General features: G+C 62.3%; 11 protein-coding genes. 7 read left to right on the forward strand and 4 right to left on the reverse strand.

The features are described 5' to 3' along the window. Positions 1-38: 38 nt before the first annotated feature. The 4 genes from ACSMXN_RS14830 (at position 39) to ACSMXN_RS14845 (ending at position 2,907) form a co-directional block, all read left to right on the forward strand. Positions 39-890, forward strand: a complete 852-nt coding sequence (locus ACSMXN_RS14830) for a 3-hydroxyacyl-CoA dehydrogenase family protein (RefSeq protein ID WP_022913015.1) — start codon at positions 39-41, stop codon at positions 888-890. A gap of 70 nt (positions 891-960) precedes the next feature. Then, positions 961-1,206 (forward strand): hypothetical protein, encoded by a 246-nt coding sequence (locus tag ACSMXN_RS14835; protein WP_022913014.1) that lies wholly within the window; start codon positions 961-963, stop codon positions 1,204-1,206. Between the two features lie 118 nt (positions 1,207-1,324). Beyond that, the gene (locus ACSMXN_RS14840) at positions 1,325-1,915 is read left to right on the forward strand and encodes a PaaI family thioesterase (protein ID WP_022913013.1); all 591 of its coding nucleotides are present in this window, start codon (positions 1,325-1,327) and stop codon (positions 1,913-1,915) included. Positions 1,916-2,139: 224 nt separating this feature from the next. Then, positions 2,140-2,907 (forward strand): SDR family NAD(P)-dependent oxidoreductase, encoded by a 768-nt coding sequence (locus ACSMXN_RS14845; RefSeq protein WP_022913012.1) that lies wholly within the window; start codon positions 2,140-2,142, stop codon positions 2,905-2,907. Between the two features lie 99 nt (positions 2,908-3,006). Here the strand turns inward: ACSMXN_RS14845 and ACSMXN_RS14850 are convergent, their stop codons facing one another. Genes ACSMXN_RS14850 through ACSMXN_RS14860 form a run of 3 tightly spaced genes read right to left on the reverse strand, consistent with a single transcriptional unit; the run spans position 3,007 to position 5,354 of the window. After that, entirely contained in the window at positions 3,007-3,606 is a 600-nt protein-coding gene (locus tag ACSMXN_RS14850) for a YfcE family phosphodiesterase (RefSeq protein WP_022913011.1), read from the reverse strand. Further along, positions 3,603-4,394 carry a TetR family transcriptional regulator gene (locus tag ACSMXN_RS14855; RefSeq protein WP_455407597.1) on the reverse strand — a complete coding sequence of 264 codons (792 nt, stop codon included), beginning with the start codon at positions 4,392-4,394 and terminating at the stop codon, positions 3,603-3,605. The genes ACSMXN_RS14850 and ACSMXN_RS14855 overlap by 4 nt, the downstream gene beginning before the upstream one ends. Before the next feature lie 57 nt (positions 4,395-4,451). Continuing rightward, positions 4,452-5,354, reverse strand: coding sequence for an alpha/beta fold hydrolase (locus ACSMXN_RS14860; protein ID WP_022913009.1), 903 nt, complete (start codon positions 5,352-5,354; stop codon positions 4,452-4,454). Between the two features lie 333 nt (positions 5,355-5,687). On the opposite strand from ACSMXN_RS14860, the gene ACSMXN_RS14865 reads away from it, so the two are divergent. From ACSMXN_RS14865 to ACSMXN_RS14875, 3 genes are all read left to right on the forward strand, one after another. Then, positions 5,688-6,878 carry a thiolase C-terminal domain-containing protein gene (locus ACSMXN_RS14865; protein ID WP_027139368.1) on the forward strand — a complete coding sequence of 397 codons (1,191 nt, stop codon included), beginning with the start codon at positions 5,688-5,690 and terminating at the stop codon, positions 6,876-6,878. A 2-nt stretch (positions 6,879-6,880) separates the two neighbouring features. Beyond that, positions 6,881-7,318 (forward strand): OB-fold domain-containing protein, encoded by a 438-nt coding sequence (locus tag ACSMXN_RS14870; protein ID WP_022913007.1) that lies wholly within the window; start codon positions 6,881-6,883, stop codon positions 7,316-7,318. Between the two features lie 112 nt (positions 7,319-7,430). Then, positions 7,431-9,896 carry a CoA transferase gene (locus tag ACSMXN_RS14875; RefSeq protein WP_022913006.1) on the forward strand — a complete coding sequence of 822 codons (2,466 nt, stop codon included), beginning with the start codon at positions 7,431-7,433 and terminating at the stop codon, positions 9,894-9,896. Positions 9,897-9,955: 59 nt separating this feature from the next. On the opposite strand, the gene ACSMXN_RS14880 is transcribed toward ACSMXN_RS14875, so the two are convergent. After that, complete coding sequence (locus ACSMXN_RS14880) at positions 9,956-12,382, reverse strand: CoA transferase (protein ID WP_022913005.1); 2,427 nt, start codon at positions 12,380-12,382, stop codon at positions 9,956-9,958. Positions 12,383-12,465: the final 83 nt, after the last annotated feature.

Genomic DNA, 12,465 nt, shown 5'->3' on the forward strand with positions numbered 1-12,465 from the left:
CCGGGTGCTACCGCCCAAAGGAAGCAGGAAGGCATTCTATGGAGTTCAAGAGTCTCGCCATCGTCGGATTAGGGACCATGGGCGCTGGCATCGCTCAAACGGCCATCCAGCACGGTCTACCGGTCGTGGGCATCGAACGCGACGCCGCGGCAGGCGAAGCCGCCCGGCAGCGAATCTTCGATGGCATGGACAAATTCGTAAAGCGCGGCAAGTTGACGGCAGAGCAAGCTGAGCACGCGCGCACCTTGCTGACCCTTTCGACCGATCGAGCCGACATTGCCGGAGCCGACCTCGTCGTGGACGCCGCCTTCGAAGACGTTGACCTGAAGAAGGAGCTGTTCCGCGACTTCGAGCGCTTGGCGTCGCCTACCGCCGTCCTGGCGTCGAACACCTCCACCATTCCACTGGTCATCATGGCCGCTGAGACAAGCACGCCCGAGCGGGTGATCGGCCTGCACTTCTTCAACCCGGTTCCGCTGATGGCACTCGTCGAAGTCATCAAGACGCCCTCGACGAGCCCCGAAGTGATCCAGTCCGCCGTCGACTTCGCCAAGTCGCTCGGCAAGAGTCCGGTCGTGATCAAAGACGGACCGGGTTTCGTTGGGAACCTGCTTGTCGTTCCATTTCTCCTCGACGCGATCCGTGCCTACGAGCGGGGCGTTGCCGAGAAAGAGGACATCGACGACACGATCAAGCTGGGTTTCAACCATCCGATGGGCCCGTTCGCGCTCAGCGACCTGATCGGCTTGGACATCGTTCATGACATGGCCGCCCGGATGTATGAGGAATACCGCGACCCGAAGTACTGGCCGCCGCCGCTGCTCAAGCAGTACGTCCGCATGGGCTGGCTGGGTCGCAAAACCAAGCGTGGTTTCTACACCTACGACTAAGAGCTGATCAGGTCTGCGACGCGGCCAAGCGCCAACTCGCAGACCTGGAGAAAGGCCCGGTATCACAACCATGTCAGACGAAGAAAGCATCTTCAGCGAGTCACCTCAGGAGTTCTTTCAGGAGCACTTCACCAAAGTCGGCTACTGCGACGCTCAGTCGATTCTGCCGATCGGTGAGAACGGGACCTACCTCTGTCACTGCACCTGTGGCCAGTGGGACGTCACCGCTCCGGATCGAGAAAGTGGACTCGAGATGGCTCGCGAGCACACTCGGGAGCTGACCGAGCGTGAGCTGGCTAAGCTCGCCACTCGCTGAACATGGTTGTGATATCCGATAAGGAGACGACCTCACCCGTGTCGAGCAATAGGGGTGATCGGCGATAACCGATCTGGGCCCGGTTGTCTCTTCGACCGCTGATGTCGCTACCACCTGGGTGCAACCAAGCGCTGACCTGGTCGACCCCGAATCAGAAGCGGCATATCTCGAGCTGGTCGCAGCCGTGCGAGATATGCACGACGCACTGGTCGCGGCCAGGCCTCCGGCCCAAGCTTCGATCGCCGCAGCCGGACTCATCAAGGACGCCACGGCGTCGTTACGGCAGTTCGAGGTAGCGGAGGCTCGGCAGATCGCCGGCAAACGGTCCGATGCCTATGGCGGCGGTCAGGCGCTCGTGCCACCTGTCGCCTATGACCTGAGCGAGCCAAGTCGCGCTAGCGGCACGGTCCGCTTCGGTCGTTATTACCTCGGCGGTAACGGCGCGGTTCACGGCGGCGCGATTCCGCTGCTATTCGACCAGATGATGGGTCGGTTGTCCGGGCTCGGTGGGCGACCACGCGCGCGCACGGCGTACCTGCACGTGAACTATCGAGCCATCACGCCGATCGACGTTGACCTTCATGTTGCGATAACGGTGACCCGTCACGAGGGCCGAAAGCTGTTCATCGCCGGGACTTTGCAGGAGGGCCGCACCTTGCTTGCCGACGCCGAGGGACTATTCGTCGCGCTGAAGCCCGGCCAGCCGTAGTCGGCGGTGGCGTCGAGTGGTAACTCTTGTCACTGCAAATGGCGCCCCTGGCCGCTAGTACCGCCAAGGCAACAATGTAATACTCAACCCACATTGGGAATTGTTGGTTTTCGCACCCGCGTAGATCGCAGGCGCGCACGGCGTGAGTCCTGAGCTCGGCTGAGCGCCGAAGACCAGCGGGATCTCTAGGCACCCACGCGACAACCACATCATCAGGAGGATTCATGCAGCTAGAAGGATCGTCAGCTCTCGTCATCGGCGGAGCGGGCGGCTTCGGCGAAGCAACCACCCGGCGCTTGGCTGCGGCCGGTGCCCGCGTTCTCATTGCCGACCTCGCGGACGACAAGGGCAAGGCTCTTGCAGCCGAGCTCGGCGACAAGGCTGAGTTTCTGTCAACCGACATCACCTCCGAAGAGTCCGTCGACGCGGCCATCGCCGGCGCGGTCTCGCTCGGCCCACTTCGAACGACCGTGATCGTTCACGGTGGCCCTGCCGCCGGCAAGCGCATCGTGGGCCGCGATGGAACTCCTTACCCTGTCGAGACCTTCCGTCGCACGGTGGAGATTTTCCTTGTCGGGACGTACCACGTGCTGAGCAAGGCCGCCGCCGCTATGTCCAAGAACGAGCCGCTCGAGTCCAATCAGCGCGGCGTCGTCATCACCACGGCAAGTATCGCCGGCTACGAAGGACAAGTTGGCCAGAGCGATTACTCCGCGGCCAAGGGTGGCGTCATCGGTCTCAACCTGACCGCAGCGCGCGACCTGGCGCCAATCGGCGTACGCGTTATGTGCATAGCTCCCGGGACCTTCTTCACCCCTGCGTACCGGATGGCCGAAGAGGAAGCCCAGGCCAAGTGGGGCCCAGGCGTGCCGAACCCGAAGCGGATGGGCCACGCCGACGAATACGCGCGACTTGCTTTGCACATCGCAGAGAATGACTACCTGAACGGCGAAGTGATCCGTATCGACGCCGCGCAGCGGTTCAATATCTGACGAATCGGGTCGGCGGGACGGTGTTGCTCACCGTCCCGCCGGCCCTTTGTTTTGCCTGACGTTGTTTGTCTGACGTTGTTTGCCTGGCGTTGTCATGATTCAGGTCGGAAGCGGCTTGGTCTTAGGTTCACGGATCAGACGTACTTCGTCGGTAGTCGTATCGAGTATCGCGTAGGTGATCAGATCAAATGCGCCTTCGTCGCGGGAGAACGCCAACGAACCGGGATTGATCACCAAGGTGCGACCGAAGCGTTCAGACATCGGTACATGGGTGTGCCCCAAGATGAGGTAGTCGGTGTCGAGCTCGTCACAGCGTTCGAACTGCGGATTTCCGCGATACAAGTACTGGTCGAACGGCTGCCAGGGGCTCGCGTGGACCATGGTCAGTATCTTGCCGCCGACCTGGGTACGAATCCGATCTGGTGTCTCGCGAACGAAATCGGCGTTAGCCTGCCGAACATGCGGCGCGGTGGCGGCTCGCTCGCCTCGCGGGCCCATCAGCATCATCTCGTGATTGCCGAGCACGTACCGCATCTTGTGCTCCCGCGTCAGCTCTACCACTTCATTGCTGAATCGGTACTCGTAGTGCGCGTCGCCCGCCAGCAGGATTTCGTCCACGCCTTCGCGATCCATCGCCGCCACGGTCTCGGCAAGAATCTCGTGCTGGCAATGGACGTCGGAAACGATGCCGATTTTCATGACGTTCCTCGTCCGACCCTGGTTGGACGAGCGGCCTTCTGCGGGCCATTACGGCAAGCTTTCGTCAGCGCTGCGCTGTCAGCCGATTTAGTTTTGTCTTTGTCACCCGAGTGGTATTCGGCCGACTCCAGCACCGATTCGAGACCAGCAATGACGGCGTCCATCGCGAAATCGCGGTAGTCCGGCTTGTGAAGATCTGCCCAGTAGGGTTGCAGTCGGGCCAGGGCCGGCCAGTTCTGGGGCGGCATTTCACGCTCGTGGCGGGCCCGGCTCAGGCCACGTTCCATACCGGAGCGGCCGAGACCGTGTGAATGTATGACACTGAACCCGAGAGCGGCATCACGCTCGTTGAACCCGGCATCAAGCAGGATCTCGATGTAAGCATTGATCAAACGCCAACCCTCCTCGGTCGGCCTCATCCCGAATATGACGGTGTCGATGCCCGGATAGGACGCCACCACCACGCTGCTGCGACCGTTCAGCGAACGCAGTCGATCTTGCCAGCTGCCGCTGTCCGCTGCAGGTATCTCGATACGGGACAGCACGGCGTCGACCAGAAGCGCCAGCAGATCGTTCTTGTTCCCGACATGGTGGTAGATAGCCATCGCAGAAACGCCTAGCTCGCGCGCGAGAGGTCGCATACTCAGGGACTCAAAGCCTTGCGAGGTGCCCAACCTAAGGCCGGCCTCGACGATTTCTTCGACATCGAGCGCGCGGGGTTGGGGCGTAGCAGACGTAGCTCTGCTCTTCGCTGGTGCGCTATCGGTAGCGCTGTTCCACCGTGGCAAAGCCCTTACCCGCTTTCAATTGGTGCGACTGACAGTATCCGTACGTCTTGCGAAATTTTACCGTTGTTGATCGACATCCTTAGGGTGCACTTCCTTATCGTGCACGTCATCGAGCTCGCTCAACAACAACAGCACCTCGCGACTAAAAATGTCATTGTCATCGCCGGCGACCATGTGACCTGCTCCACTGACGTCGACATAGCGCGATCCCGGAATGAGTCTTACGAGCTCCTCCGCGCCCTCAACACTCACCACGTCTGACTGCTTGCCCCGAACCAGAAGCGTCGGTATGCGTACGGCAGCTGCCGCTTGCTGTAGCCGGGGCTGGTTGACGCCACGCTGCGGCTCATCGCCATTCGTCAGGAAGGCCGGATCCCAGTGCCACCGCCACCGACCGTCCGTGCCCTGACGCACATTCTTCTTAAGTCCCTCGAGGCTGTTAGGGCGCTTGCGATGGGGGTTGTAGGCGCCGATCGCATCGGCAACCTCCTCCAGAGTGGCGAAGCCGTCTGGAGCAGCACGCATGAAGTCGATGATCCGTCCCGCGCCTTCCGGTTCGATGCGGGGCGCAATATCGACCAGCACCAGCGCCCTAGCCCTCAGCCGACCCTCACCGACACCCAGTAGTGAAGTGAGTCCACCCATTGAGGCGCCGACCAGAACGGGTGGCTCGTCGAGGGTCGCCAGCACCCCTTCTAGATCGCCGATCATCGCGTCTTGGGTGTAGTCGCCGTCCTCGGCCCAGCCGCTGTCTCCGTGGCCTCTGGAATCCAACGTGATCGCAGTCCACCCTGCGGCGGCCAGCCGGCGAGCAGCAGCGCCCCACGAATGACGGGTTTGGCCGCCACCGTGCAGCATCAGCGCAACGCCGTGCGGGCTCTCAGCGGCGTAGACGTCGGCGGCAAGCTGCAACCCGCCAACATCGAACGTCCGCTTCTGCACTGTGCCGGCGGTCTCCATGGCGCTCCCATCTGCTGCCGCAGCCGGCGACTCGACCAGTTGCGCGTTGTATTACTTCTACCCGCTTACTGCCCGGCATGTCTCGAAGAAGTGGGATCTGCTGGCGAGATGTGCTCTATCACTCGCGAGAGATCACTCACGGGGGACGAAAGCACCCGAGGTTGGACCGGAGCCACCGCGCCGGGCGACAGGGGCCTCTGGACCGCCGTATGTTGACAGTGTATACCTAGGAAAAGCGGCGACGGGTACGTCCTCGCTGCCATGCGGCTGGTCGACCCCACAATGACCGGCGGGCGTCTTAGCAGGCCACTAGGGCCGAAATATAGGAGGGTCATGTCGATTAAAGATAAGACAGCGATTGTGGGGGTTGGATCAACACCGTTTTACAAACGCGGCCAGTCCCTGCCTCAATCTAAAACCGAACTGATCTGTAAGGCGATTATCGCAGCATGCGACGATGCCGGACTTTCAGTAAAAGATGTTGATGGATTTGCATATTATTCGGGCGGCTTCGACACCGCGCTCATTGCTCAGACATTGGGTATTCCCGAGATCAAGTTCACCGCAACCTTGACCGGCGGTGGTGGCGGTGCTGCCGGAAGCGTCGGCCTGGCATCAGCCGCGATCACCGCCGGCTTGGCCGAAACCGTGGTCAGCCTGATGGCGCTGCAACAGGTACCGACGAACCGTTTCGGCGCAGCGTTTGCCACCAAGGGCAAGGGCACCTACAGCGCACCGACCACGGCCGAAGTCGACTTCGTGGCACCAGCTGGCCTGTTCGCGCCCGGTCAGATGTTTGCGCTGCTCGCCAAGCGTCACATGCACCTGTATGGGACTCGGCGTGAGGCATTTGCCGAGATCGCCATCTCGACCCGCGAGAATGCCATTCGGCGACCTACCGCACGGTTTCGCGACTCGATCACTCTCGAGGACTACTTCAACGCACGGATGATCGCCGATCCACTGTGCCTTTTCGACTACACCCAGGAGAATGACGGCGCCTCCGCAGTCATCACAACCTCCGTGGAGCGGGCTCGCGATCTGCGCAAACCCCCAGCTCACGTCGTGGCATCCGCCAACGGCGGCGCCGGGCGTTGGGGTCAGTCGATCACCTGGATGGGTATGCCCGATGAGTACTTCGCTTCATCCGGTCACCGTCCGGTCGCAAAGTCGGTGTACGAACGCGCTGGAATCGGCCCGCAGGACATCGACGTCGCCCTGCTGTATGACCACTTCACTCCGATGGTCCTGATGCAGTTAGAGGACTACGGATTCTGCGAGATCGGTGAGGGTGGTGCGTTCGTCGAATCAGGCAACATCCGCTGGCAGACCGGCAAAATACCCGTCAACACCCACGGCGGCAACCTGTCCGAGGCTTACATCATCGGAATGACCCACGTCATCGAAGCCGTCGAACAGGTTCGAGGCGAAGCCGTGAACCAGGTCGAGGGAGCTCAGTTCGCCCTCGCGACCGGCGGCCCGGCACCGCTTCCGACCAGCGCCCTGATCCTTAGGAAGGACTGACCATGGCTGCGCGCCCAAAGAATTCACTTCCGGCCGAGTTCGCCGAGTTGAACCCGGACGCTTGGACCGAGCCATTCTGGTTGGCAACCCGGGAACACCGGCTGGAGATCCCGCGCTGCGTCAAATGCGGTCTGTTCCGGTTTCCGCCATCTCCGTTCTGCTTCAACTGCACGCATCAGGAAGTCGAGATGGTGCAGGTCAGCGGTGCCGGCAGCGTGTACACGTTCACCGTCGCCAGGCATGCAGTGGTCCCAATGCTGGCCCCGTACGTTCCCTACGTGGTAGCGGTCGTCGAACTCGACGATGCGCCGGGCGTCCGGATGATCGTCAACATTGTCGAATCCGATCCCGAGGCTGTCGAGATCGGCTCGAAGGTCAGCCTCGTTTGGGACGATGTCGACGAAGAGACAACGATCCCTCGGTTCACGCTCAGCGCCTGAGAAACACTCGGCTAAGTATTCGGCCGAGCTGCTAGTTGCCGATCGGGCACCGCAAGGCCTTGCGGCCACGGTGCCCGATCGGTCCTGAACATCGTTACTCGGATGAAGGTAAATGATGTCAACTGCCCTATCAGGACTGCAGATACTCGATTTCAGCAACTCGCTCGCCGGTGCGCTGACCACCATGGTCCTCTGTGACAATGGGGCAACAGTCCTCAAGGTGGAGCCTCCCGAAGGCGATTCGCTACGCGTCCTGCCAGCGGCGGCGCAGTGGTTTCGGGGCAAGCAGAGCATCGTCCTGGACCTCAAATCCGCCGCGGGCCGTGACCGTGCTCGGGAGTTGGCCGGGGACGCAGACGTGCTGATCGAGAGTTGGCGACCTGGGGTGGCTGACCGGCTAGGCCTGGGTAGCGATGCGCTTTTGCCTGACTTGCCTGGGCTGATCTACTGCTCGATAACCGGCTTCGGGCCCAACGGCCCGTACCGCGATCTGCGTGGCTATGAGGCTGTTGTTGCGGCCAAGACTGGTGGACTTGCTGGCCCCGATCGTCCCCGCTATTCAGCTATGGCCGGTGCAAGCTTCGGAGCATCGCAAGGTGCCTTGCAGGGCATTTTGGCTGCGCTCTACGTTCGGCATACGACCGGCCGCGGACAGCGCGTGCAAACGAGCCTGGTTCAAGGCCTGACCAGCTACGACCTGTACGGCTGGCTCGGCCCCCAGCTGCAGGCCGATCAAGCGGCAGTGGCGAACTCGGCTGCCTCGGTGTACTCCCCCGTCGCTGGCTTCACCGGTTTCACCAAGGACGACCGCTGGTTACAGTTCGCCAACTACCGACCGCATCTGCTGAGTGCGTTTCTCAAGGCGATCGATCTCGAGGACTGGCACACCGCCGCCATGGCCCGCGGCGAAGCGCACTCGGTGATCATGGAGACGGTCCTCAGGCGGCTGCACGAGAAGACCCTCGATGAATGGATGCCGCTGTTCCTAGCGAGTGACGACATCGGTGTCGAGATTTTCCGAACGCCTCGTGAGGCGATGGACCACCCGCAGGTGCTGCACAACCATGACGTTATCGAGGTGTCGGACGCCGCTGCAGGAACAATGCGCCAGATCGGTCCGCTGGTGACGTTGACCGAAACACCTGCAGCGCCGCAGAGCCACGCACCTGCGCTGGACGAAAACAGCCGATCCGATCGCGACCTGAATTGGCTGTCTCGCGCTACCGGAGATGTCGAAGCGGCAGCGGCGGCAGGCACCCAACCAGCTGGCGCTCAAACGGTGCACAGCCAAACGGCGGGCATGGGCGGTGGAGGCCCGCTCGCCGGCGTGACGATCGTTGAACTCGCCTGGTTCTACGCGGCACCCTTCGGCACCGCGCTTCTGGCCGACCTCGGCGCCCGGGTCATCAAGGTCGAAGGACCCGAGGGGGACCCGCACCGCCGGCAGAATCCGCTGAGTGAGTACGCCGGAGTAAAAGGCCTTCAGGGTAAGGAAAGCATCGCGCTGGACTACCGAACGCCCGAAGGTCTGGAGGTGCTTCGCACAATCGTGGCGGGTGCCGACGCCGTCATGTCCAACTACCGCGGCGCGAACGGAGCAGGTTCAGCGATCGGCTATCGCAAGCTGGCAGAAGCCAATCCGGAGCTTGTCTACCTGTACGCTGGCGCCTACGGTTCGAGCGGGCCGTACAGCGCGCGACCGGCATTCGCACCCTCGATGGGTGTTGCCTCTGGTCAACGCGTTCATCAACTCGGTTGGGAGCCTGCCGCGGCGGGTGGCTCCATAACCTTTGACGAGGGTATGCAGCGACTGGCCGACATGGCGCTCATGACCGGCGGTCCCACTTACAACGCCGACGCGACCGCAGCGGTCGTCGTCGGTACGGCCATGCTGCTCGGCCTGGTCGCACGACAGCGCCACGGCCTTGGCCAATATTCGGAATCCACCATGCTCTGCAGCAATACGTACCTGGTGTCCGAGCAGTTCTTCGACGATGCCGAACAGGGCCACCCAGCGCCCGCACACGACGAAGACGGACTGAGTGCTCTATATGGCCTCTACGAGGTCGAGGAGGGGTGGGTCTTTCTCGCCGCTCCCAGGGCGTCGGACTGGGCAAAGCTGTGCGACGCCTTCGGCGCCTTCGAGGCCACGACTTCTGCAGGTCAATCACTTGCCACTGATACCCGGTTCGCAACGGCGAGTGACCGTGACCGCAACGACGCTGAGCTGAGAGCCGAACTGAGCGAGTTTCTCCGTCCGCGACGGGCCGATCAGTGGGAGAAAAACCTTGCTGCTTATGACGTTACCTGCGTCGAGGTGAGCTCGATTTCCCTGTCCGACTTCACCATGTCAAGTGACACCGTCCACGAGAACAACTTCACAGCGCAGGTCACCCATCCGAGGTTCGGGCCTCACCTGCGCCATGGACCGATCGTCGACCTCTCCGATACGCCGGGCGTGGTTGGGCCCGGTTCGCTGATCGGCGAACACACCCGCGAGATCCTCCGCAGTGCTGGCTATTCCGACCAAGCGATCGTCGAACTACGCGCGAGCGGCTTGGTCGAATGGCCGGCGTGAGCCAGTAGCGCACGCCAGCCAACGGCCTTAGGCGATCGATCCCTTGGACGATCGATCCCTTATACGATGACGCCTTTCTCCCGCAGAGCGGCGATCTCGTCTGCGCCATAACCCAATTCGGCCAGCACGGCGTCGGTGTGTTGTCCGAGCGTGCAGCCGGCGAGTGCTTGGGTCTGCGATCGGGAGAAGCTGACCATCGGGCCGACCCTGGGGTACTCGTCGAAGATCGGGCTGACCACGTCAGCGAGATAACCGGACTCGCGGCCGAACTCGCCGATGAACGATGCCTCCATGGTGCGCTGTTCGGACACGACGCAGCCGACGTTCGCCGCGATGAGGTCGGTCTCCCACTCGATTGCGGTCCGCTGCTCGAACATCTTTGCCAGCAGCACCGCCAATTCGGCGTCGTTTGCTTGCCGACTGGCTTCATCGGCCCACGCCGATTCGTCGCGCAGATCAAGGTAGGGCGCAAGCGCGGCAACGAGACTCGGCCACTCGCTTTCCTGTGGAGCGGCAAGAAAAACCCAGCCGTCAGAGGCTTTGTACAACCGATAACGAGCCCCCACGCCGTATGCCTCGACATCGGCGCGCAGCGGACCAGCGACGCCCTCGTACTCGATCATGCTGTCCGACAAGGCGTGTGCGCCGCTCAACAACATCGTGGTGAGCAATTGCTGGCCGCCGTGACCACGCGCTTGGACGTAGGCGGCCAGAGCGAGCCCGGTCGCCACTCCCATCGCCGCGATGCCATCTGGCTGGGTGCCGCCACTGTTGGATGCCGCGCCCAGACGGACAGAGGCTATTCGTACTTCGGGAATCGTCAGATCAAGCGCCGAGGCCATCGAACCGATGTTTCGCATCGCGATCCCCGAACCCGCCGAGATGGTCGGAGCGAACGCCGGCCGGTGACCATACGGGCCGTCGATCCCAAAGCCTGGCGCGTCCAGGTACATGAGGTTCGGGTTGACGGCCAATAGTGCCTCGGCATCGATACCCAGCCGTTCGGCCACACCAGCGCGGAAAGAACGCAGCACCAGATCGCATTCGCGCGCGAGCTTCAGAACTATCTCGCGTCCCTCCTCCGTCGAGACGTCGACGGCCAGACTTTCCTTACCTTGCAGCACCTTCGCTGCGCCGGTCTCGGGAAAGGGTTGCATGATGCGCATCGGGTCGCCGGTCAGTTCCTCGACCTTGATGACCCTGGCGCCGAGATCGGTGAGCATGGTCGCACCGTAAGGTGCCGCGTAGAACGTCCCGAGTTCCATGATGGTCAGCCCGGCCAACGGCAATCCGGACGACGCGTCGTCCGGTGCCGCGGGCAGCTCACGCGGTGGGCGAGCGGCTAGCTCCTCGCGATCAGCGTCGAGAAGCGGTGCCGACCCCCGCACCTCGGTAGGAGTCTTGCTGAGCCGCACCATCGGCGCCGGCTGCAACGTCTTACCCACTTGGCTATCGACCACTTCGATCGCCAGCCCGTCGTGAACCAGCTGCGGGTGGTGCAGCAGCTCGGTGCCCTTCCGGTATACCTCGGCAAATACGTTCGGGTCCTCGTCGAAGATCCGCTGCCATTCGGCCAGCGTCTTCTGACGAGCCGCCTCGAGCATCATCTCGTTGGCACGGACAATTTTTGCCGAGTCCTCGAAATCGGGGAGACCGGCCCACTCCGGGTCATCGAACATCCAGCCGAGCCCAAGAGCCTTGATGAATGCAGTAAAGAGGCGTGGCTGCACCTGCGAGAATTGCAGCCAATGCCCGTCCTCGGACAGAGCAATGAGAAGCTTCAGCGAAAATCCCGAGGTCGGCAGGTCGTTCTCGTCGAAAGGCGGCGCCGAGTGGAAGGCGTCGGGGAACTGGGACGTGATGTAGTGGACCATCTGCGTCCATGGATCGATACCCGAGACCGCGAGCGCGAGGTTCGTCTCGACGCGCTGGCCGCGTCCACTCTTTTCCCGCTCGTACAGTGCAGCCAGAATGCCCTGCAGTGCGAGCTGAGTCGCGCTCCAGGAGGCATACGGCACCGAGAAATACGCAGGCCCGGGCCGGGCGGTCATCCGACTGTATGAGGTCATCGCGCCGAGCTTGGCCATGATCAGGCCTTCGTAGCCTTTGCAGTTTGCGTATGGGCTCTGTCGACCCCACCCTGTTATCGATGAATAGACCAGGCGCGGGTTCTCAGCCGCCAGCGATTCGTAGTCCAGACCTAGTCGTTCGGCGACGTCCGGACGAAACGCTTCGAGCAGAATGTCTGCTTCGGAGATGATCTTGCGGGCAAAGGCGAGATCGGTGGGATCCTTCAGATCGAGTTCGACACTGCGCTTGCCCCGACCCCACAGGGGGTAGGACGACTGCGCGCGCAGCGACGTGCCCCCTGGCGGCTCGATCTGCACCACCTCGGCGCCGAAGTCGGCAAGCATCTGGCCGGCCTGCGCGTTGGCCAGCCCGTTGCACAGTTCAACAACCCGAATTCCCTCAAGGGCCGCGCTCATATCGTCCTCCAACTACATCGTGAACATAGGCGAAAGGCGTAGGTCACTCCGCTCACCCGGAAGGTGCAGGCTCCCTCTCCAGT

This window comes from Parajatrophihabitans canadensis (genome assembly GCF_053764775.1).

Coding starts and splice junctions, on each gene's coding strand:
- ACSMXN_RS14830 (WP_022913015.1), top strand. CDS start 39: ATGGAGTTCAAGAGTCTCGCCATCGTCGGATTAGGGACCATGGGCGCT.
- ACSMXN_RS14880 (WP_022913005.1), bottom strand. CDS start 12,382: ATGAGCGCGGCCCTTGAGGGAATTCGGGTTGTTGAACTGTGCAACGGG.
- ACSMXN_RS14860 (WP_022913009.1), bottom strand. CDS start 5,354: ATGGAGACCGCCGGCACAGTGCAGAAGCGGACGTTCGATGTTGGCGGG.
- ACSMXN_RS14835 (WP_022913014.1), top strand. CDS start 961: ATGTCAGACGAAGAAAGCATCTTCAGCGAGTCACCTCAGGAGTTCTTT.
- ACSMXN_RS14845 (WP_022913012.1), top strand. CDS start 2,140: ATGCAGCTAGAAGGATCGTCAGCTCTCGTCATCGGCGGAGCGGGCGGC.
- ACSMXN_RS14870 (WP_022913007.1), top strand. CDS start 6,881: ATGGCTGCGCGCCCAAAGAATTCACTTCCGGCCGAGTTCGCCGAGTTG.
- ACSMXN_RS14850 (WP_022913011.1), bottom strand. CDS start 3,606: ATGAAAATCGGCATCGTTTCCGACGTCCATTGCCAGCACGAGATTCTT.
- ACSMXN_RS14875 (WP_022913006.1), top strand. CDS start 7,431: ATGATGTCAACTGCCCTATCAGGACTGCAGATACTCGATTTCAGCAAC.
- ACSMXN_RS14865 (WP_027139368.1), top strand. CDS start 5,688: ATGTCGATTAAAGATAAGACAGCGATTGTGGGGGTTGGATCAACACCG.